This window comes from Bacteroides sp. AN502(2024), assembly GCF_041227145.1.
Taxonomy (GTDB): Bacteria; Bacteroidota; Bacteroidia; order Bacteroidales; family Bacteroidaceae; genus Bacteroides.
Map to the genome: position 1 here is coordinate 1,347,525 of NZ_JBGFSP010000003.1, position 21,938 is coordinate 1,369,462.

At 43.9% G+C, this 21,938-nt stretch carries 10 protein-coding genes, 1 tRNA gene and 3 pseudogenes; 7 read left to right on the plus strand and 7 right to left on the minus strand.

All coding sequences use genetic code 11. From position 1 onward, the window contains the following. Positions 1 to 457: 457 nt before the first annotated feature. The 3 genes and pseudogenes from AB9N12_RS05315 to AB9N12_RS05325 all read right to left on the minus strand — a co-directional run. Positions 458 to 1,024: an FKBP-type peptidyl-prolyl cis-trans isomerase gene (locus AB9N12_RS05315; protein WP_369890321.1), complete on the minus strand. Its 567-nt coding sequence runs from the start codon at positions 1,022 to 1,024 to the stop codon at positions 458 to 460. A gap of 11 nt (positions 1,025 to 1,035) precedes the next feature. Next, positions 1,036 to 2,577 carry a glycine--tRNA ligase gene (locus AB9N12_RS05320; RefSeq protein WP_369890323.1) on the minus strand — a complete coding sequence of 514 codons (1,542 nt, stop codon included), beginning with the start codon at positions 2,575 to 2,577 and terminating at the stop codon, positions 1,036 to 1,038. Positions 2,578 to 3,144: 567 nt separating this feature from the next. After that, positions 3,145 to 3,306 (minus strand): annotated as a pseudogene (locus tag AB9N12_RS05325) (DUF6078 family protein); the annotation flags it as partial. Between the two features lie 89 nt (positions 3,307 to 3,395). On the opposite strand from AB9N12_RS05325, the pseudogene AB9N12_RS05330 reads away from it, so the two are divergent. Further along, positions 3,396 to 3,581: pseudogene (locus AB9N12_RS05330) on the plus strand (gfo/Idh/MocA family oxidoreductase); the annotation flags it as partial. A 147-nt stretch (positions 3,582 to 3,728) separates the two neighbouring features. Here the strand turns inward: AB9N12_RS05330 and AB9N12_RS05335 are convergent. Then, the gene (locus AB9N12_RS05335) at positions 3,729 to 6,683 is read right to left on the minus strand and encodes a hypothetical protein (protein WP_369890324.1); all 2,955 of its coding nucleotides are present in this window, start codon (positions 6,681 to 6,683) and stop codon (positions 3,729 to 3,731) included. A 29-nt stretch (positions 6,684 to 6,712) separates the two neighbouring features. Further along, the gene (locus AB9N12_RS05340) at positions 6,713 to 8,611 is read right to left on the minus strand and encodes a hypothetical protein (RefSeq protein WP_369890326.1); all 1,899 of its coding nucleotides are present in this window, start codon (positions 8,609 to 8,611) and stop codon (positions 6,713 to 6,715) included. 341 nt (positions 8,612 to 8,952) lie between these two features. Between AB9N12_RS05340 and AB9N12_RS05345 the strand changes: the two genes are divergently transcribed. From AB9N12_RS05345 to AB9N12_RS05360, 4 genes are all read left to right on the plus strand, one after another. Then, a complete protein-coding gene (locus AB9N12_RS05345; RefSeq protein WP_369890328.1) occupies positions 8,953 to 11,598 on the plus strand; it encodes a DNA gyrase/topoisomerase IV subunit A in 2,646 nt (881 codons plus the stop codon). Then, positions 11,598 to 12,425 carry a DUF3316 domain-containing protein gene (locus AB9N12_RS05350; RefSeq protein ID WP_369890330.1) on the plus strand — a complete coding sequence of 276 codons (828 nt, stop codon included), beginning with the start codon at positions 11,598 to 11,600 and terminating at the stop codon, positions 12,423 to 12,425. Before AB9N12_RS05345 ends, AB9N12_RS05350 begins: the two co-directional genes overlap by 1 nt. After that, the gene (locus AB9N12_RS05355; protein ID WP_369890332.1) at positions 12,422 to 13,465 is read left to right on the plus strand and encodes a S41 family peptidase; all 1,044 of its coding nucleotides are present in this window, start codon (positions 12,422 to 12,424) and stop codon (positions 13,463 to 13,465) included. Before AB9N12_RS05350 ends, AB9N12_RS05355 begins: the two co-directional genes overlap by 4 nt. Positions 13,466 to 13,537: 72 nt before the next feature. Next, positions 13,538 to 13,619, plus strand: a tRNA-Leu gene (locus tag AB9N12_RS05360). 844 nt (positions 13,620 to 14,463) lie between these two features. On the opposite strand, the gene AB9N12_RS05365 is transcribed toward AB9N12_RS05360, so the two are convergent. Beyond that, on the minus strand, positions 14,464 to 14,616 hold the full coding sequence (locus tag AB9N12_RS05365; RefSeq protein ID WP_369890334.1) for a hypothetical protein: 153 nt from the start codon (positions 14,614 to 14,616) through the stop codon (positions 14,464 to 14,466). A 1,904-nt stretch (positions 14,617 to 16,520) separates the two neighbouring features. After that, positions 16,521 to 17,628 (minus strand): annotated as a pseudogene (locus AB9N12_RS05370) (glycoside hydrolase family 88 protein); the annotation flags it as partial. Positions 17,629 to 18,205: 577 nt separating this feature from the next. On the opposite strand from AB9N12_RS05370, the gene AB9N12_RS05375 reads away from it, so the two are divergent. Then, positions 18,206 to 19,642 carry an alpha-L-fucosidase gene (locus AB9N12_RS05375; protein ID WP_369890335.1) on the plus strand — a complete coding sequence of 479 codons (1,437 nt, stop codon included), beginning with the start codon at positions 18,206 to 18,208 and terminating at the stop codon, positions 19,640 to 19,642. Between the two features lie 24 nt (positions 19,643 to 19,666). Continuing rightward, positions 19,667 to 21,775: a glycoside hydrolase family 2 protein gene (locus AB9N12_RS05380; protein WP_369890337.1), complete on the plus strand. Its 2,109-nt coding sequence runs from the start codon at positions 19,667 to 19,669 to the stop codon at positions 21,773 to 21,775. Positions 21,776 to 21,938 lie beyond the last annotated feature (163 nt).

Sequence of the window (21,938 nt, forward strand, 5' to 3'; positions counted from 1 at the left end):
TATCCGCTTATCTACATTCATAAAATCTAACAATTATATTTAATATAGCACAAAAGTACATATATAATTTTATAATCAAAAGAAATAAATAAAAAAGTTAATTCTGAAAAGTAAATAACATATTGGTATATTTTAAAGATAAGCATTGACATTGTGTCCATCAATACAGACTTTCTAATAAACATTAGTATATTTTCCTTGATCTTTCAGAGAGGGTAATTGCCAAAATAAAGTTTTTTATCTCCCCATGGGACCCCTATTTTACTTTCAAATATAATAGCTGTAATAATAATGGCTATGGAAACATGCAAGTGCTATAAAGTTTTATAATCGAAAAAGAACTCACATGAATGAAGCAGGCAGAATCACCTTGCAAAGTAAGTAGCATAAAAAACAATAGGTGCAGCATCTATACGATACAGCACCTATTTACTTTTATTCCTCTTTAATTATAAGACTATCGCTCTACAATCTTATCTAACTTTACATTATAGACTAATGCAGAATATGCCTGTAAAGATCCATCGTTGCCAGTACCAGAAGCATAACCACTTTGATAAGGAATATACAATGTCCAAAAATCACCAGCTTTCATTTCAACCAATGTATAAGACCAGCCGGAAATTACACCATCTAAAGAAAACTCTGCAGGAGAATCAAACTCTGTCGGCTCTGCCCCCGTAAAATTCTGCTGAACTACATCTCCATTAAAATAAGACATACGATAATGTGCACTTACCGTAGAAGTATATTTAGGAGATTCTTTACCTTCCCCCTTTTTTATCTTCTTTACATATATAGTCTGATTATTCGTCGGATCTGGGAAAGCATAAAGTCTTTCTTTTTCATCCGTCACCGGTATACTGCCATTTTGCTGTCCGACATATACGTTCGCAATAGAATCGATAAAGGCATCGCTACGTGCTTGCCAGTTATCATAGCGCCCTACTTCTTCCGTCTCACTGCAAGCAGTGAACACAAGCGCCAGCAATACTAAGGAGAATAAATAGATCTTTTTACTCATTCGTCAAAGGTTTATTGTAAAGTTTTCAATAGAGAAGTGATACTTACTCTGTCTGCGATGATATTATTCAGTTCAGAGATAGCGACACGTTCCTGCTGCATGGTATCACGGTTACGCAATGTCACGCAGTTGTCTTCTAATGTCTGATGGTCGACTGTTACACAGTACGGAGTACCAATAGCATCCTGACGGCGATAACGCTTACCGATACTATCTTTCTCATCATATTGGCAATGGAAGTGGAACTTCAAGTCATCGATAATCTCACGAGCCTTTTCAGGCAGACCGTCTTTCTTCACCAACGGCATGACAGCCAGTTTCACCGGAGCCAATGCAGCAGGTAATTTCAATACTACGCGGCTTTCACCATTTTCCAGTTGCTCTTCGCAATAAGCTGCGCTCATGATGCTGAGGAACATACGGTCAACGCCAATAGAAGTCTCAATTACATACGGAGTATATGATTCATTCAGTTCAGGATCGAAGTATTTAATACTCTTTCCGGAGAACTTCTCATGCTGTGACAAGTCGAAGTTAGTACGGGAGTGGATACCTTCCACCTCTTTAAATCCGAACGGCATCAGGAATTCGATGTCAGTAGCGGCATTGGCATAATGAGCCAGTTTATCGTGATCGTGATAACGATAACTTGCATCACCGAAGCCGAGCGCCTTATGCCATTTCAGCCGGATTTCCTTCCATTTTTTAAACCAGTCGAGTTCAGTTCCCGGTTTTACGAAGAACTGCATTTCCATCTGTTCGAACTCACGCATACGGAAGATGAACTGGCGAGCAACAATCTCATTACGGAAAGCCTTACCAATCTGTGCAATACCGAAAGGAACTTTCATACGACCTGTTTTCTGCACATTCAGATAGTTTACGAAAATACCTTGTGCCGTTTCCGGACGAAGATAAACCTTCATAGAGCCGTCGGCAGTAGAGCCCATTTCTGTAGAGAACATCAGGTTGAACTGACGAACTTCCGTCCAGTTCTTAGTGCCTGAGATCGGGCATACGATTTCTTCATCAATGATAATTTGGCGTAGTTCCTCCAGATTATTATCGTTCAAAGCCTTTGAGAAACGAGTATGAAGCGCATCGCGCTTTGCCTGATGTTCCAACACACGACCGTTGGTAGAGCGGAATTGAGCCTCATCAAAACTATCGCCGAATCTCTTGGCAGCTTTTGCCACCTCTTTATTGATTTTATCGTCATACTTAGCCAATTGGTCTTCAATCAGCACATCGGCACGATAACGCTTTTTAGAATCTTTATTGTCAATCAAAGGGTCATTGAATGCGTCAACGTGTCCGGAAGCCTTCCAAATAGTAGGGTGCATAAAGATGGCAGAGTCGATTCCGACAATGTTTTCGTGCAACAGCACCATGCTGTCCCACCAATATTTCTTAATGTTGTTTTTCAATTCAACGCCCATCTGACCGTAGTCATACACAGCGCCTAGCCCATCGTAGATATCGCTTGAGGGGAATACAAAACCGTACTCTTTGCAATGCGATACAAGCTTCTTAAAAACGTCTTCTTGTGCCATTTCTTCTATATCTATTAATTTGATTATGCTTTCTTCGTAAAAAGTGCCACAAAGATAGGGATTTATCTTATAAATAAGACAGGTAGGGTATTAATTTATCTTATTCCCGGTCTGTCTTCTTTCTATTTTCCGTCAGCGGACTTTCGGGCATATAATATTAATAAGGTATACAAGTACGTTTCATCTACAAGTGTTGGCTGTAACAAAATATCTACACAAAGTGTTTCGCGCCTTGGAACAAAGTGTTTTGCGCCTTGAAACAAAGTGTTCCACCGTATTGAAACAAAGTGTTCAACGTGTTGAAACAAAGTGTTCCACCATATTGAAACAAAGTGTTCACCATATTGAAACAAAGTGGTTCGCTGAAGTAACAAATACAAAATAACAAAGCATACGAGTTTACTTGTGAGATTGAAAGAGTAGTTTATCATGTTGTCAGACCATCATGAGCTAAAACAGATGTGTTGCAGATACTTGACCTGCAACATATCTGCAACAGGCATCTGCAACGCCATAAGCCATTATATTTCAATTAGATACAACAAAATTGTTGCAGATGGCAGATAATTACCACATATATTCTTCTGTGTAGGAATCGAATGCAGGTTCCTCCGGTATTCCTTTCTGACGAGAAATCCTACGAATATATTCCTGTTGTTCAAGCGACAAATATCTCTCTTTACGGTAAAAGCGGTAATACGTCCCGCATCCGAAAAAGATAATTGACTGACAGACAAACATCAACCAATTACCCGGCTCGCATTGGACCAGATAAGGGGCAGTATGGCTATATTTTTATCTTAAATGAAAAAGCCGTGTCATCCCTAAATTCAGGAATTGTAGATGCCTGTATCAGTGCCCAGTTAGTACAATTAGGCAATATCGCTCAGTGCGTCGGTCATTCATTACAAATCGATCCGGGAAGCGGTCGTATTCTTAATGATTTGGAAGCCAATAAACTTTGGGGAATAGAGTATGAAAAAGGTTGGGAAATACGGGTTTAAATCATTTCTTCAAAAAGAGGCTGTCTAACAGGTCTCAGTAATTAGAAGTCACCCCTGCCAAAGCATATTCTGGCAGGGGTGAAATCGTTAAAATAAGACTTGTTAGACAGCCTCTCTTTCTTACATGCCTCACGGCAAGTCATTACATCAGAAGTACCAAGGATCTTCAAACTGGCAGATCTCCCACGGGCCATAATATGCCTTACGTGCAGAGCCATCTGTGTTCAGCTCCAGTCCACCGGTGGAAAAATCCTTCGTCCTACGGTTACCTACGGTTACGGTATTGGGCTGGAAGATATAATTCAGCACCTTGGACGCATGCCCATCGGCCTCCGTGGTAGGTTTGCCATAATTGATGCGTAGCAGTCCATCACCGATCACGCGCAAGGTAAGGAACGGACCACCTTTGGCTTCATAATTCACGCGCAACACCTTATTAATGACCTTACCGTCTTCCTGCGTATAACTTACAATCACCTTGGAAAGATAGTCGTAAGTGTTGGGGAACGCCGCGAACTGAATGTGCATGAAGTCATTATCGGCTTTGTACTCAAATTCCGTGAACGGATCTCCTTGCATGGCGCGGGTATAGACACGTTTGCTATCGCTGGTGTATAGCACTCTCTGCTCACTTGCATTCATCACAATGCCTCTGTGCGAGGGGAAGAACACCTTTATTTTACTGATGTCGAACTTGATGCTATCGGGTATCCCCAAGAGTTTCCTCGGATTGTAAGCGTCTATTATGATGTCTTGAGTCAATCGTTTCAGACGGTTGTTCACCACCCGGCTTCTATCCAATTCGGCTCCGTCCAACACGGCTACGGAGAGGTAAGTATCCCTGTCGACGGGTTTCACAAAGAGCACATCATCCTTCTTCAATCCGGTTTCTTGGACAACCATGCTCTTAGGGATGTACAAGCTGAACTGTGTGGGGTCGTTCGGATCGGGGTCTTTCATCAACTGGTCCGGTCTCAATTCGGAGAAACAAGCGGAATTGAACACCACAGATGTGTATTGCATGTATTCATTCTTCTTTGCAACAGGTTTGTCCATTACCACTGCCGGATAGGATTTCACGGTCTCCGTGATTGCTTTCTGTCCTTTCTTCACCACCCCCTTTTGTACCAATGTGGTATATTTATCATCAGAATAGCCTTTGAATCCGAACTTGGTCACCAAGTAGATATTACCATCGCTTGCCAACGTAAATTCGTTTCGGGGATCACTTCCCACGCCAAACGGTGTGCCGTCGAATTCATTATAGAAGTAGTTGATGATGTACTTCTCCTTCATATCGATATTCACATCGCGTGTCCACGACTTACCTGTAGTAGTTGTTGCATGGAACACCACTTGGAGGTTGTGATGCTCCACATTGGGCAGCTTGCTCAATGAGGGAGCTTTTACATACACCTTCTTGTTATCCTTGTCTATGCGGTAAGTCCATCCTTCGGGCGCGTTTACGATGAGATTGCTCAGTTCCACAGAGTGGTCGTAAGGTATTTCTATTTCCTCCTCGGCATCGCTGAACTGCAATAGGTTGCTATCGGCGGTGTACTTGTCGGCATTGGCTGCGGGTTCTCCGGGCTTCACTATGAATTCCAGTTCTTCCGCCAAAGGAATCTCCACCTTCTCCAGTCCCTGTATCGTGGTGGTGATGACGAGGTTCTTTCCGTCCTTGCTCTTCTCGATATTCACAATAGGGCTGTTGGCACCATCTTTGCCATCTTTACCATCTTTGCCTTTGGTTCCTGTAGCAGGTATTTTGTTTCCTTGACTATCGGTAATGAACTCTTCGGGGTCGTTTCCAAACTTGATGGTCCAGTAGAAATTTTCATCATTGGGGTTCTTGGGGTCTTTCTGAGCACCTACTACCGGAGTCACGCCATCGGCTCCCTTGGAAGGTTTGCCCGTATCCTTGCCATCGATGAACCAATTACCGTTGTTACCGATAGTGATCACGGGTGTATGCCCATCCTTACCGTCCTTACCATCTTTTCCTCTCCAGGTTTTTCCGGTGTTCACACCGTTGATATACCAAAAGCCATCGTCTTTGGCTTCCACGGTAGGCGTTTCACCATTTGTACCGTTTTCCCCTCTCGAAGGTTTACCGGTATCTTTACCGTTGATGTGCCAGTTACCATTATTACCGATGGTCACGAATACAGGATCTGCATTTTTACCGTCCTTGCCATCTTTGCCGTCTTTACCGCGAGCGGATATGCCCGTATCTTTACCATCGACAAACCAATTGCCGTTATCACCGATGATGACTGAAGGTGTATGCCCGTCCTTACCGTCCTTGCCACGTGCAGGTATGCCGGTATCTACGCAATCAACGTACCAGTTACCGTTTTCACCAACTACCCATACCGGTGCGTCTTTACCGTCTTTTCCATCCTTACCATCTTTTCCATCTTTACCGTCTTTTCCTCTGGCTTGGATGCCGGTATTTTTACCATCGATATACCAATTACCGTTATCACCGATGGTGACCAAAGAGCCGTCTTTTCCGTCCTTACCATCTTTCCCGCGGGCGGGCACACCGGTATTCTCTCCATCGACATACCAGTTGCCATCGGCACCGATGGTCACATTGGGTGTTTTTCCATCCGCACCTTTCGAGGGTTTACCGGAATCTTTGCCATTGATATACCAGTTACCGTTATCGCCAATGGTTACAACCGTAGCTTCGGCATCCTTGCCCTTGGCAGGTACCCCTGTGTCTTGACCGTCAATGAACCAGTTGCCGTTATCGCCAATCATGACTGTCGAACCGTTCTTACCGTTATGTCCGAAAGGAATATAGATGGTTTGCTCGCCGAAGGTGAAACTCGCACCGAGTGTATCTTTCACTCCAGCCTTTTCCACCACCTTATATATAATATTGGAAATAGGTTTGGGGTTTTGCAATATATTGATGATATTTTGCAGATTGTTGATGTCCCCATTTATTTTCTGTATCTGCTCATTCAGGTCTTTGAGGCTGCCTGCCAAAACATATTGCCGACTGTAGAGCACATTGGTATCTTCCTTATAACAAGAGTACAGGGTAGACACAGCCACTACAAGACAGCATAAAATTGATTTTATCTTCATTGTCTGTTGGTTAAGTTATTGATTAATTACTACTTATTGCTTTCCAAGTATTTGGTCAGCAGTTCGAGGTTTCGCCGTGCGTCGGAGTTGGACACGGATGCCTGACGGAACAAGTTGCATGCCTTTTCACCTTCACCTGTCTTGGCATACGCCACACCGAGCATGTTTTGAACGGTTGCACTCTTGGCCTGTACACGTTCAAGTATCGTGATGGCTTGTTCATAATCTGCCTGCTGCATCAGTCGCCCGCCGTTGGCGGCGATGGTCACGTCTTCGTTCGGATAAGTAGCATTCAAGATTTCCATGGTGCGTACACCATCGGGTGTATCCAAACCATAGTTCAATGCTACGGAGTAGATCTCTTCTGCGCTGAGTTTGGTGGGGTCTTTCTTGATCACCTCCTTCGCCTCTTCAGGGTTATAAGAGCGTACTTCATAGTTTACGGTATAGCTACTCAGACGGAGTTTCGGATAGATTTCCGCCAGCAGTGCCGGATAGCCCACCGTACGTTTCAGCGCCTCTTTACGTATTTCAGTATCGGGGTTGGTGTTAAACACATCGAGTAGTTGCTGACGATGTGCAATGGCGCCGTTGTTCTCGAGTTCGTGCTTCAGACCGTCCCAGTTTTCGGTGGTGCGTCCCAATGCAAAGCGATCGTGAGTGAGCGTTGTGCGTTGTACCACATAGTCTATAAGCGATGCGGCACGTCCTTGAGCCAGACGCAGGTTGTTGGCGTAGGGACCTTCGGGCGAAGCGAATCCTTCAATGCGGATACTCTTCACGGTAAAATCCTTGTTGGTGAGGAACGAATCTATCTCGTTATCCAGCTTAGCCAACTCTTTGGGGTTGTTGTGAAGCTCGCGCACAATATAGGTTTTGTTCAACGGATAAGTGAGATAGACCATGGCTGTGTGCTCACGTACCTTGGGTTTGAGCGTCTGAGGTGCCTCGGGCAAGGTAAAGAAAAGTTCGGGGAACACAGCAAGTGCGGGTACAGGCAGTGGGTCAGGCTGCGGCTGAACGGGACAAGCGGGTGCTTTTTTACGGAACTTATAGGTAATGCCTACGGCCGGTGCCCATACAAAACTGTCGTAAGCACGCTTGGCAGAAAGAATACCGTCCATGGCGTGGTCGCGCTGCCATACCAAGCGGTTGGTGAGATCCAACGACCAACGGGGACTCAAGTTGAAGCGCACCGATACATCACTTCCCAATCCGAGTGTAGCTTTACGGTTTACCTTAGGAGCTACACGTGTGCCTTCCTTCACCGTTTCTTTGGTTCGCAGGTTCTGTGCATCCTTGGCGAGTTCGACCTTGGAATCGAAGCGGGTGAGGTAAACACCGGGGCGCACGATGAGTTCCACGGGACGTTCGCTATACAGTGCTTTGGCCGTGAAAAGGCGAGTGAGGTTGAACGAGGCATTCACAGCCAGACGCTTAAAACTCACTTTACTCACAATCTTGTCGAAGCCCACTCCCTCGAGCGTCACATCTTTCTGATTGTGCTTGCCCTGTTCACCAAACAAATCGGTGACCGGATAAGAATAGACAGTACCGTCTATTTCGGTGTACGGATAATAGGTATAAGCATCCTGTGTACCCAATACATAGTCATACTGATATCGGTTAGGAGAGACCTTGTTGGTACCGATGGCGCCCGAAAGCTCCAGTCCGAACAAAGGAGAGAATTGATAACCCACTTTCAAAGTACCGCCTTTTCCGAAATGGAAAGTCTGGCTGTTCCATGAATACAGATCGTCGAAGAACATCGGCGAAAAGAATTCTCCACCCACGTACCAATAATTGGGCTTGTACTTCGGAGTATGCGGACAGGCAGACACCGCCTTTCCATGCACCTCCTTCTTCACCTCTTGGGCATTTAGAGATAATGTCACAAGAGAGATCAATGCGATTAGTAATTTTTGCATATAAAAAATTTAAAAAGATTTCGAAGAAAAAACACTGGAAATACAATAAGTGTTTATCGCCCCCCCCCCGTTAAACATTATTAACATATTTAATTCAAATGAATCCTCGCTCCATCAGGAGAGTGTCTCATTTTTATCCTGCTCAGTTTTGGCCGCTTGATCGAATACATGAACACTGAAAAACTCCTCTTTTATCGAAAATACCTTCTTATGTTTTCCTTTCCGTAAAGCAGATTTATCCCCTTTTAACACACGGAATCTCACTCTTTCTCTTCCTAAATCTCGTTTATTTTTGTATTTTTGCCTGCGTATGCATAAAATCATAGTATATATACAAATTTATGAGTGACGAAATCAACGAGATAACGGAAGGACATTCAGACTACAAACCGGCGGACGCACGGGATGAAAGCGTAAAACATCAACTGACAGGCATGTATCAGAATTGGTTTCTGGACTATGCTTCGTATGTAATTCTCGAACGTGCCGTACCTCACATCAATGACGGTTTGAAGCCTGTACAACGCCGTATCCTGCATTCCATGAAACGTCTGGACGACGGACGATATAACAAAGTTGCCAACATTGTGGGACACACCATGCAGTTCCACCCGCACGGAGATGCTTCTATCGGAGATGCCTTGGTACAGTTGGGACAGAAAGACCTGCTGATCGACTGTCAGGGTAACTGGGGTAATATCCTCACGGGAGACGGTGCCGCTGCTCCCCGTTATATCGAAGCACGCTTGTCCAAGTTTGCACTGGATGTTGTCTTTAATCCCAAAACTACCGAATGGAAACTTTCTTATGACGGACGGAACAAAGAACCTGTCACTCTTCCTGTGAAATTCCCTTTATTGCTGGTACAGGGAGTAGAAGGAATCGCCGTTGGGCTTTCTTCCAAAATATTACCCCATAATTTCAACGAGCTTTGCGACGCATCCATTAGTTACCTGCGTGGGGAAGAGTTCCAACTATACCCCGATTTCCAGACGGGCGGTTCTATCGATGTAGCCAAATACAACGACGGAGAACGTGGCGGAACAGTGAAAGTACGCGCCAAGATCAACAAGATTGATAACAAAACACTTGCTATCACAGAAATTCCGTATGGAAAGACAACTTCAACAGTGATTGACTCTATCCTGAAAGCTGTCGACAAAGGAAAGATCAAAATCCGCAAGGTAGACGATAACACAGCCGCCAATGTAGAAATACTGGTACATCTCGCACCCGGAACCTCATCAGACAAAACAATCGACGCATTATACGCCTTCACCGACTGCGAAGTAAGCATCTCGCCCAACTGTTGTGTGATTGACGACAGCAAACCTCATTTCCTCACTGTCAGCAAAATTTTAAAAAAGTCGACAGACAACACGAAGGATTTGCTGAAACAAGAACTGGAAATCAAAAAGGGAGAGATACTGGAAGCATTACACTTTGCCTCTCTTGAGAAGATATTTATCGAAGAACGTATCTATAAAGATAAAGAATTCGAGCAGTCCAAAGATATGGATGCTGCCTGTGAACATATCGATGAACGTTTAACCCCTTATTACCCGCAATTTGTTCGCGAAGTAACCAAGGAGGATATTCTCAAGCTGATGGAAATCAAGATGGGACGCATCCTGAAATTCAACTCGGACAAAGCGGACGAACAGATCGCCAAGATGAAAGAAGAAGTTGACGAGATTGATAACCATCTGGCTCACATCGTCGATTATACCGTCAACTGGTATCAGACGTTGAAAACCAAATACGGCAAGAAATTTCCACGCCGCACGGAACTGCGCAACTTCGACACCATCGAAGCTACCAAAGTAGTAGAGGCAAACGAGAAACTTTACATCAACCGCGAAGAAGGATTTATCGGTACAGCTTTAAAGAAAGATGAGTTCGTGGCATGTTGTTCGGATATTGATGACATCATTATCTTTTTCCGCGATGGCAAATATATTGTCACCCCCGTTGCCGACAAGAAATTTGTAGGCAAGAACGTTCTTTATGCCAATGTATTCAAAAAGAACGATAAACGTACAATCTACAACGTAGCCTACCGCGATGGAAAAGAAGGAACAACATACATAAAACGTTTCGCCGTAACCTCTGTGGTCCGCGATCGCGAATATGATGTAACACAGGGAACTCCTGATTCACGGATTACCTATTTCAGTGCCAACCCGAATGGGGAGGCCGAAATCATCAAGGTGACATTGAAGCCGAATCCACGTGTACGTCGTATCATCTTCGAACATGATTTCAGCGAAGTCAGCATCAAGGGACGTCAGGCACGAGGTGTGATTCTCACCCGCTTATCGGTGCATAAAATATCCCTGAAACAAAAAGGAGGTTCTACGCTCGGAGGACGCAAAGTATGGTTCGACCGCGACATTCTCCGCCTCAACTATGACGGACGAGGTGAATATCTAGGTGAATTCCAAAGCGATGACAGCATATTGGTTGTCCTGAACAACGGTGATTTCTACACCACTAATTTCGACTTGAGCAACCACTATGAAGACAACGTAAGTATTGTCGAGAAGTTCGACTCCAACAAGATATGGACTGCCGCACTTTATGATGCCGACCAACAGAATTATCCGTACCTGAAACGTTTCTGTTTCGAAGCTTCCAACCGCAAGCAGAACTATCTGGGAGAGAATAAGGATAACCGTCTTATTTTGCTGACCGATGAATACTATCCGCGTCTGGAAGTAATATTCGGTGGACATGACAGTTTCCGCGATCCGTTGAATATTGATGCGGATGAGTTCATTGCCGTCAAAGGTTTCAAAGCCAAAGGAAAACGTATCACCACCTATGCAGTGAATACAATCAACGAGCTTGAACCGACCCGCTTCCCCGAACCTCCACAAAAGCAGCAGGAAGTTCCCGAAGAGGAACCGGAAAACCTCGACCCGGACTGCGACAAGAGTGAAGGTGATATTATTGATGAGATCACCGGACAGATGAAATTATTCTGATGAAAAAAAAACGAATATACCTGGGGCTGGCAGGTTGCATTCTGTTCGCCCTTTGCACAAGATTACATGCACAAATCGACAGTCTGCAAACTCATCGTTATGTAACACGTGCCACCATGTATGGTGTTGGATTTACCAACGTATTCGACACCTATCTTTCACCGCAGGAATATAAAGGAATCGATTTCCGTGTTTCCCGCGAGTTGATTCGGATGACCAAACTGTTCGATGGGAATGTATCTATGCAAAATTTCTGTCAGGCAGATATAGGTTATACACACAACCGAGCAGACAATAACAACACTTTCTCCGGATTGGTGAACTGGAATTTCGGATTACACTACCAATTCCGCCTGACAGAGAAATTCAAGTTATTGGCAGGAGGCTTGATTGACGCCAACGGTGGCTTTGTCTACAATCTCCGGAACACCAACAATCCGGCATCCGCACGGGCCTATGTCAATCTGGATGCCTCTGGAATGGCTATCTGGCACCTGAAAATCAAACGGTATCCGATAATGTTACGCTATCAGGTCAATCTACCGGTTATGGGAGTGATGTTCTCTCCGCACTACGGACAATCTTATTACGAGATATTCTCTTTGGGGAATTCGAGTGGAGTGGTAAAATTCACTTCCCTGCACAATCAACCTTCGCTGCGACAGATGCTCTCTGTCGACCTGCCGATAGGATATGCTAAAATGCGCTTCAGCTACCTGGCTGATTTGCAACAATCCAACGTTAACAATATCAAGACACATACCTACTCACACGTATTTATGGTGGGATTTGTGAGAAACCTATACCGCATCCGAAATAAGAAATGAGAAATAAGATTAGACAAATACTCTGGTTGTGCTGCTGCCTTCCGATACTGGCCGGTTGCATCAAAGAAGACACATACGCCAATGATCCTCAAGGTAACTTCGAGCAACTATGGAAGATCATCGACGAGCAGTATTGCTTTCTGGATACAAAAGGAATTGACTGGGATGCCGTTCATGACCAATATAGCAAACTGATAAATCCGACAATATCCAACGATGACCTGTTCGACATCCTAAGCAATATGCTATATGTCCTGAAAGACGGGCATGTCAATCTTTCATCCGCTAAGCGTACTTCTTTCTACGATGAATGGTATCAGGGGTACGACTGGAATTACCGGGAGGACATTCTCTACCAGACTTACTTAGGTAGCGCCAGTAAAGGCTATTACACATCCGCCGGCCTGAAATATAAGATATTTGATAATAACATAGGATATATCCGTTACGAAAGTTTCAGCTCCGGAGTGGGTGATGGCAATCTGGATGAAGTTCTGCTCTATCTGGCCACCTGCAATGGACTTATCATCGACGTACGTGACAATGGAGGCGGGAATCTGACCAATTCTACCCGCATTGCCGCTCGGTTCACCAACGAAAAAATACTTACCGGATATATACAGCATAAAACCGGACCGGGACATAATGATTTTTCCAAGATGAAGCCGATCTATTTGGAGCCATCAAACAGTATCAGATGGCAGAAAAAAGTAGTCATATTAACCAATCGCCGATGTTATAGTGCTACCAACGATTTTGTCAATGCCATGCGCAGTATAAACAAGGAAAACGACAACATCGAAGACAAGAAAATAGTTCAAATAGGCGACCGGACCGGAGGCGGTTCGGGACTTCCTTTCTCCTCGGAACTACCCAATGGATGGAGCCTCCGTTTTTCTGCCAGCCCGCATTTCGACAGAAACAAACAACCGCTGGAAGAAGGTATAGAGCCAGACATTAAAATTAATATATCTGAATCCGACCAACTTGAAGGCAAAGACACTCTGATTGAAGAAGCATTTAAATTCCTAAGTAAATAACTTTATCGCCGATTTATTTGCCAAATCAGAAAATCTTCCTATCTTTGCACCGCTAAACAAAATGCTACACATGCGGCTGTGGCGTAATTGGTAGCCGCGCCAGACTTAGGATCTGGTGTCGTGAGACGTGTAGGTTCGAGTCCTATCAGCCGCACGAATAGACTAAAGAGGAATTTCCGTAAGGATTTTTCTCTTTTTCTTTTTCATAACTCTCTGTTACTTTTCGTATAAACATACTACTTATGATTTAATGATTAAAAGTTCGTGCTTTCTGTTTGTAAAGATAACGAATCAAAAAACAATATCCAAAAATGGCGATGGACATTTTCAAATTTTATAATACTAATACACAGAGGCTTACAAAGAGAAAATAAAATTTTGATGGACAACGCCAAATTTTATTCATATCCCACGCAGTTCTAAGCTAAAACCTGTTCTTTTCCGCACGGTTTTGAATTAAACAAGGATAGCCTCTGATTCTGATTGATCTCTATAGCCATTCTTTTATAGCCGGTTCCCCATTCAAACTTATTTCATTCGCTACTTTTATTTCGTATGACTATAGTATACTTTGCGTATAACTATAGTCATACGCAAGGGAGACTATAGTTATCCTTGCGGAAGACTATAGTCATACGAAAAAAGAATAACTAACGGAGTTAATCTGATCAGGCAAAAAAAGAAATAAAAATAGTATTTGGCTCCTTTCCGTACGGTTTTGCACAAAATATTCTCTGATACTTCCAACATCTTCCTCTCGGCCTGAGAAACTTTGTATCTGACAAGCAATTATCTAAGCACTGTAAGATTCCGGTAAGTCCAGTTTATTCCTACATTATAATACCAGCTGTTCAAAGAATGAGAGTAATCTTCTGTCGCATTCTCACAAAAAACATAACCTATGCGCCCATATATATTCAGTCTCCTATCGAAAACCGACCAATCACCGCTTGCCTCTACGTTGACCGTATGATCATATTTCCCGTTTCCGTATTGATCTATATTACCAAAGTAGCTAGTTTATGTAGGTGGCAAAGAGTGACAGGAGACAAAATCGTACGCATCAATATATCAATATATTTCTGATACCCGGAGAATGTTTCATCATCCAAGCAAACGGCTGTCAAGCCACAAACAGAATTTGTATCCATACGCCTCCTCCTTGCCAAATTATAAAATATAAATAGTGTTTTTCACAGTATCTTCATTATTACAAATGTTTTGCCTGCATCTTCAACCGGATATATCCTTTCTCCGACTGCTCCTTCAGCGCAATCCCGATGCGGGTATAAGCCGGAGCATTCACTTCGATGGTTTCAGAAGTAAAGGCAACCTTGCCGGATGCTTCGATATTGACAATCATCTGTTCTGTGCCGCTAGTGAGCAAAAGACGTGTATCGTCCAAAACTTTCCAGTCGGCTTGTGTTGTTACGGCTGTTTCGAACCGGATGGGCGTATCGGCTGTAAATTCGTCACTGACGGTAAAGCAGCCTTCACCCTGGCGGTCATAGACGAAAGTACGGGTCAACTTATCCAAATTGGGGGTAGAATAAGCTGATGTATAGTCAATACTGAACAAATCTTTTTCGGCTGTAAATTCTTTTTTGAGTACCATGGCTTTCGCTTTGGCACCGGTAGATTGCATTTTTCCATCTACCACCGGAACAGGATGGCCGAAAGACCCTTTGATTTTATATTTCGCAGGAGCTTCCGCACTAAAATAATCACCGGGATAAGAGAAAGGACCGCCCTGATCGCCAACCATCGTACTCTTTCCCAAAGCAACGGCGTAAGAACCGACATCATTATGATTGTGATTTTCAGCATTATTGCCACCCTTGACCGAGACAGCCATACGGCATGAACTACCCTCGGCAGGACGCGCCACCAAAATTCCCGCCTTCTCGTAATAAGCACGCAAAGAATCGGAACCTTCCTGCAACGCCTGACGGATGTCGTCCGTCATATCCATCTTCCACACCTGATGGGGGAATAGTCCAATAAGGTAAAGAGAGAAGTTATTCCCTGCGGGAAGAATGTATTTCTCTTCCGGCGAAGCAATGCCAAGCGCACGGTCGCAATAATCAAGGATGAACTTATCAGGAGACAGACCGATACGGCAATCGGAATAAGCCGGACATACGCCCTCGTTCATCTGTATTTTCCTACCATATTGGGCAATACGCACAAATTTAGGTTCGCGGAAGAAGTCTATCTTACCTTGTGTGGCACGGCATACTTCCTCACGCAACAAGATGTAAGCACGGAAACCATAATTATAATAACCGACACCTTCACTGCAATAGCCGTCGTCGGCATATCCTTTCATACCATACACATTATATTTTTCGGCTGCGGCCACAAAATAGGCACGTTCTTCCTTATCCGCCAACAAAGTAAGAGCGGCACCCGTGACACCGGCCAGACAAACCGAGTTCCAGTTATTGGTAATCGTGAACCACCAGAAAGGTTTTGTCTCTTCCAGGCAACGGTACACCGGACGAAAGACCTTCTCGCGGAAGGCACACTGCACACGAGCCTTTACTTCGGGAGACAGACGGTCGCCGAGCATAGCGACACACTGCGCAATTCCGTTTCCGGCTGTGGCAACGACCAGATCGACATAATAATCTGTCCCATGATAATTATTCAGATTGCGGTCATGAGCCGGAATCGACCATGCATTCTGGTTGCAGAGAGCAACCAACGCCTTTTCAATAGCAGGGATATAACGTTTTTTGTTTTCCAGACATTCTGCCAATGTCAGCCGAAACAAATAATGGTAACGGGCATTCATCATGTTCTCTCCCGGCAGGCGCACATTGGTTTTGTTCAAATGCAGATACAAGGAGTCAACGAAAGGAGGCATTCCCTTTTTCAGTAACGCGGGCGCCTCTTCTGTCAGCAGTTTTTTTGCTTGACCGCTCTCTTTTACTTTATCCCAGAAAGTACGGTCTTTATAGGTAATACCCATTCCTTCCGGTTTATCGGGCAGCATAGCAGCAATTTCACGAATACGGTCTTGAGAAATATTCGCATTCTGTTTCGGAGTATCCTGTGCCATACGGTAAACTTCCGTACCTGCCAGTAGGAAAGCTCCCGGACCATATACTTCGGTCATATCGGGAGTCACCTTTTTGGGATCGGCACCGATAGGCTGCACATATCCCAGTTTTCCGTCTCTCTCCCACAGCCGACACCAAGGCTCTCCAGCCTTTCTCCACTACAGGCAGAAATTCTTCTTTCGGTAGAAGTCCTTCGTTCACACCATACGCCAGCGCGTACACAAAGAAACCACTGCAACTCGTCTCGGGCGACGGATAAGAAGCAGGGTCGAGCAGACTCGCATGCCAGAAACCGTCTTTATTCTGTAGAGGAGCAATCCGACGACATAACTTCTGGAACAAGTCCAGATAGAACGGACGGTATTTACTCTTGGCAGGGAGTTCACGCAAAAGCTCTACCAGCCCTCCGAGCACCCAACCATTGCCACGTCCCCAGAATACTTTCGCGCCATTGGCTTCCTTCATCGTAAAATAGCGGTGGTCGCGAAAGAAAAGGTTATCTTCTTTATCGAACAGATAATGATAGGTAGCCTTATATTCTTTGTCCATGAAACGGATGAACTTTTTGTCGCCCGTGATACTGTAGAGTTTCATGTAAACAGGGGGAGCCATGAACAGAGCGTCACACCAAGTCCAATGTTCCAATGTGCTGGCATCACCGTAATTCAATTCGAACGAGCCGGAAGAGGGATGGGCAATCACCCATTCGGCACGTGCCTGTGTCGGGATGAGCATCCTCTCTTTCCTGTACTTTTCGTACATATACAGATACATCTGCGAGACACAGATATCATCCGCATGATACATTCGTTGGTCCACCTGCCAGTGGTTGCGGTTTCCCAGCCGCAACAGCCATTTATAATACGAATCGTCTTTGTCCATCCGTTCGGCTATCTCAGCCCAGTGGACAAGTCCCAGATAGAAAGTGGCATTTACCCAGTTGAGGTCACCGTAAATAGCCTTGTTGTAATGAGCAATCTGCCAGTCGGCCACCCGCCTCATCGACTGCTTCACTTCTGTTTTAGTAAATGTCTGCGCAACTGTAGTACACAAATAGCCCATGCATAGGGCAAGGGTTAAAAGAAAATTCTTCATAATACTATAATTTTGTTCAATCCAAAGATAACAAGCCTGAATAGATTAAGTAGAGTTATATTTTCCGTTTAAGCTGCTCTTATCTTCCATCAAAGAAAGAAAAAGCAGCTTTCTGAACAGCTCTATTCACTCACTCAATGACCGAACCCGTACTTGCTTTCTTCCGGTTTATAAATTACATTAAAATCGGATATTAAAAATTTCAGGTAAAAATAGGGAGTATTTCTATACGGAGTGAAACCAAATCTCCCTTTAAAGAGGTATCTACGATTCTGTGGAAAATACAGGCATATATTATGGACAAATTGCGCACACCATCAACACCAAAGAGATATCTCACCCTCCAGGAACTCCCCAACAAATATCCTGACGGATATATTGGTCCATCACGAAGTATATATTCGCACAAACGGAGTAAGAAGCAGCAATATATATACATATATCGTCCAAAGATGATGCATTTATTTTCCACAAAAACTCAAACTCCACCTTATATGACACAGAAGTCACCTCTCATTAATGGATTAGTCATAAGTTTGTGCCACTTCATTATATCAACTATTAATTAAAACAGAAAAGAATGAAAGGCACAAAAAGAATTATTACATTATTCGCACTAATTACTGCCATCTCCTTTTTATCTTCCGCTCAGGAAATAAAAAAAGAGATACCTTTAAAATATGGAGCTACCAATGAAGGTAAACGACAAGATCCGGCCATGCAAAAATTCCGTGATAACCGTTTGGGAGCTTTCATTCATTGGGGATTGTATGCTATTCCAGGTGGCGAATGGAACGGGAAAGTATATGGAGGGGCAGCCGAATGGTTGAAAAGTTGGGCAAAAGTACCTTCTGACGAGTGGATGAAATTGATGGATCAATGGAACCCGACCAAGTTTGACGCAAAGAAATGGGCGAAGATGGCCAAGAAAATGGGAGTCAAATATGTAAAGATAACAACCAAACACCACGAAGGATTCTGTTTGTGGCCGAGCAAATACTCTAAATATACGGTAGCAAACACTCCTTATAAAAAAGATGTGCTGGGTGAAATGGTGAAGGCCTACAATGATGAAGGCATTGATGTACACTTCTATTTCTCGGTCATGGACTGGAGTCATCCGGATTATCGTTATAGCATCAAATCAGCGGAAGATAGTATTGCATTCAGCCGCTTTCTGGAGTTTACGGATAATCAGTTGAAAGAATTGGCTACACGCTATCCGACGGTGAAAGATTTCTGGTTTGACGGTACATGGGATACCAGTATCAAGAAGAATGGTTGGTGGACAGCTCATGCAGAACAGATGTTGAAAGAAATGCTTCCGGGCGTTACTATCAATAGCCGTTTGCGTGCCGATGATAAAGGGAAGCGCCATTTCGACAGCAACGGTCGCCTGATGGGAGACTATGAGTCCGGTTATGAACGCCGGTTGCCTGATCCGGTGAAGGATTTGAAAGTCACTCAATGGGACTGGGAGGCTTGTATGACGGTTCCTGAAAATCAATGGGGATACCACAAAGATTGGTCATTGAGTTATGTAAAGACTCCGATAGAGGTGATTGAGCGTATAGTACATGCTGTTTCCATGGGCGGAAATATGGTTGTGAATTTTGGTCCGCAGGCAGATGGGGACTTCCGTCCGGAAGAAAAAGAGTTGGCTGAGGCTATCGGTAAGTGGATGAGTCGTTATGGTAAAGCTGTCTATGCCTGTGACTATGCAGGATTTGACAAGCAAGGCTGGGGATATTACACACGCGGCAAAAATGGCGAAGTGTATATGATCGTATTTAATCAGCCATATAGCGGTCGTCTGACAGTGAAGACTCCGAAAGGCATCTCGGTTGAAAAGGCTTCTTTATTAGGCACCGGCGAAGAGATTCAAGTTGTCGAGACAACCCGTAACGAGTATAATGTATCTGTACCTGAGAAAAATCCGGGTGAGCCCTATGTTATTCTACTTAAAGTTCGTGCAGCTAAGGGAACAAAAGGTATTTACCGGGATGCTCTGACATAAATCAAAAGAGAATTAGATTATATTATGAAGTTCAAATTTACATTCATTTTGTTCGTACTGATCGGGCAGTTTTTCTCTCTTACTGCCCGTGAAGTGACCTCTTTCAATGAAGGATGGTTGTTCAAGCGGGGTCCTTTTTCAAAAGATCCGGTGAAAGCATCCGCTCAATGGAATGGGAAATGGGATGCCGTAAACCTGCCTCATACCTGGAATGCGAAGGACATGCAGGTCAAAGCAGCTTCTTTTTATGAAGGGGTAGGATATTATAAGAAAAAACAGTTTTTTGGAGAGGAACTGAAAAGGAAGCGTGTATTTCTCCGGTTTGAAGGTGTGGGCGCAAACACCGAGGTGTATGTAAACGGGAAGCTTGTCGGAACCCATAAAGGAGGGTACAGCGCTTTTGCCTTTGAAATCGGAACAGCTTTGAAACTGGGAACTGAGAACGAAATTATGGTAAAGGCCGACAATACCTCACGGCCGGATGTTATTCCGGTGAATCACAATCTTTTCGGTGTGTATGGAGGTATTTATCGTCCGGTATGGCTTATCGTCACTGAACAGAGTAACATTACAGTTACCGATTGTGCTTCTCCGGGAGTTTATATTACTCAGAAGAATGTATCGAAACGGTCTGCTGATATTACTGTTAAAGTAAAATTGGATAATGGCGGTCTTACACCGGCTGATTTGGTGCTTGAAAATTCTCTTTATACACAAGAAGGGAAGAAAGTTCTTTCGCACCGTCTTCCTTTGAAATTAACTCCTCAAGGGATACAGACTTATGCTTCCACTTTTAAATTGAGTAAACCTCACCTTTGGCAAGGGCGTAAAGATCCTTATTTATATAAGGTCGTTTCACGTCTGATATCAGATGGGGAAGTTATCGATGAGGTAATCCAACCATTGGGTGTCCGTAAATACGAGATTGTAGCCGGCAAGGGATTTTATCTGAACGGTGAGAAATATCCGATGTATGGTGTAACCCGTCATCAGGATTGGTGGGTATTGGGAAGTGCCCTTACGAATCAGGAGCACGACTTTGATCTAGCTCAGATCATGGATGTGGGAGCAACAACTGTCCGTTTTGCCCATTATCAACAATCGGATTACTTATACTCCCGTTGTGATTCATTGGGACTGGTAATTTGGGCAGAAATACCTTTTGTAAATCGTGTGACAGGATATGAAGCGGAAAATGCACAGTCTCAGCTCCGTGAGTTGATTCGTCAGAGTTTCAATCACCCCTCTATTTATGTATGGGGATTGCATAATGAGGTATATCAACCTCATGAATATACGGCCGGACTGACACAGGCACTTCATAATCTTGCCAAGACGGAGGATCCGGATCGTTATACGGTAGCTGTCAATGGGTTCGGACATGCCGAGCACGCAGTGAACCAAAATACGGACATTCAGGGAATGAACCGGTATTTCGGATGGTATGAGAGGAAACTACAAGACATTGAACCATGGGTGAAAGGGTTGGAAGAGAAATATCCGTGGCAGAAATTGATGTTGACAGAATATGGTGCGGATGCCAATCTGGAACATCAGACTGAATATCTGGGTGATGCATTGAACTGGGGGAAACCTTTCTATCCGGAGACATTTCAAACCAAAACTCATGAATATCAGTGGAGTGTAATCTCGAAACATCCTTATATCATTGCTTCTTATCTCTGGAATATGTTTGACTTTGGCGTACCGATGTGGAGCCGGGGTGGCGTACCTGCCCGTAATTTGAAGGGACTGATAACTTTTGACCGGAAAATCAAGAAGGACTCTTATTACTGGTATAAAGCCAACTGGAGCGAAGAGCCTGTATTATACCTGACTCAACGCCGAAATACAGACCGTGAACGGAAGCAAACTTCTGTGACAGTCTATTCCAATATCGGCACTCCGACAGTATATCTGAATGGAGAGAAACTAACCAACGTCCGCAATGGATATACCAACGTGCATTACATTTTTGACAACGTCACATTGCGACAAGGAGAAAACATCATCAAAGCCGTCACAACACACAACGGAAAAGAATATACCGATGAAATTAAATGGAACTATACCGGTGAAAAGAGACGAAGTGCAGATTCGCGTGAAAACAAGAATGAACATGCAGGATGGTAATTGCCTGCTTTATGATCTATAGAAATAAAACAAAATGTTAAACCATAAAATATTAAAAGCCTATGTGAAACAGTGATCTTACATCCATTCGAAAAACACTTAGAATCAGAATTTAAAATGTTATAGAATATAAAAACATCTAATTAGTTTATGGAACACAAAA

What these genes read in the sequence shown, in the direction of transcription:
- AB9N12_RS05315 (WP_369890321.1), bottom strand. Translation starts at nt 1,024, where the DNA reads ATGAGTAAAAAGATCTATTTATTCTCCTTAGTATTGCTGGCGCTTGTG.
- AB9N12_RS05345 (WP_369890328.1), top strand. Translation starts at nt 8,953, where the DNA reads ATGAGTGACGAAATCAACGAGATAACGGAAGGACATTCAGACTACAAA.
- AB9N12_RS05355 (WP_369890332.1), top strand. Translation starts at nt 12,422, where the DNA reads ATGAGAAATAAGATTAGACAAATACTCTGGTTGTGCTGCTGCCTTCCG.
- AB9N12_RS05380 (WP_369890337.1), top strand. Translation starts at nt 19,667, where the DNA reads ATGAAGTTCAAATTTACATTCATTTTGTTCGTACTGATCGGGCAGTTT.
- AB9N12_RS05320 (WP_369890323.1), bottom strand. Translation starts at nt 2,577, where the DNA reads ATGGCACAAGAAGACGTTTTTAAGAAGCTTGTATCGCATTGCAAAGAG.
- AB9N12_RS05365 (WP_369890334.1), bottom strand. Translation starts at nt 14,616, where the DNA reads ATGGATACAAATTCTGTTTGTGGCTTGACAGCCGTTTGCTTGGATGAT.
- AB9N12_RS05335 (WP_369890324.1), bottom strand. Translation starts at nt 6,683, where the DNA reads ATGAAGATAAAATCAATTTTATGCTGTCTTGTAGTGGCTGTGTCTACC.
- AB9N12_RS05350 (WP_369890330.1), top strand. Translation starts at nt 11,598, where the DNA reads ATGAAAAAAAAACGAATATACCTGGGGCTGGCAGGTTGCATTCTGTTC.
- AB9N12_RS05375 (WP_369890335.1), top strand. Translation starts at nt 18,206, where the DNA reads ATGAAAGGCACAAAAAGAATTATTACATTATTCGCACTAATTACTGCC.
- AB9N12_RS05340 (WP_369890326.1), bottom strand. Translation starts at nt 8,611, where the DNA reads ATGCAAAAATTACTAATCGCATTGATCTCTCTTGTGACATTATCTCTA.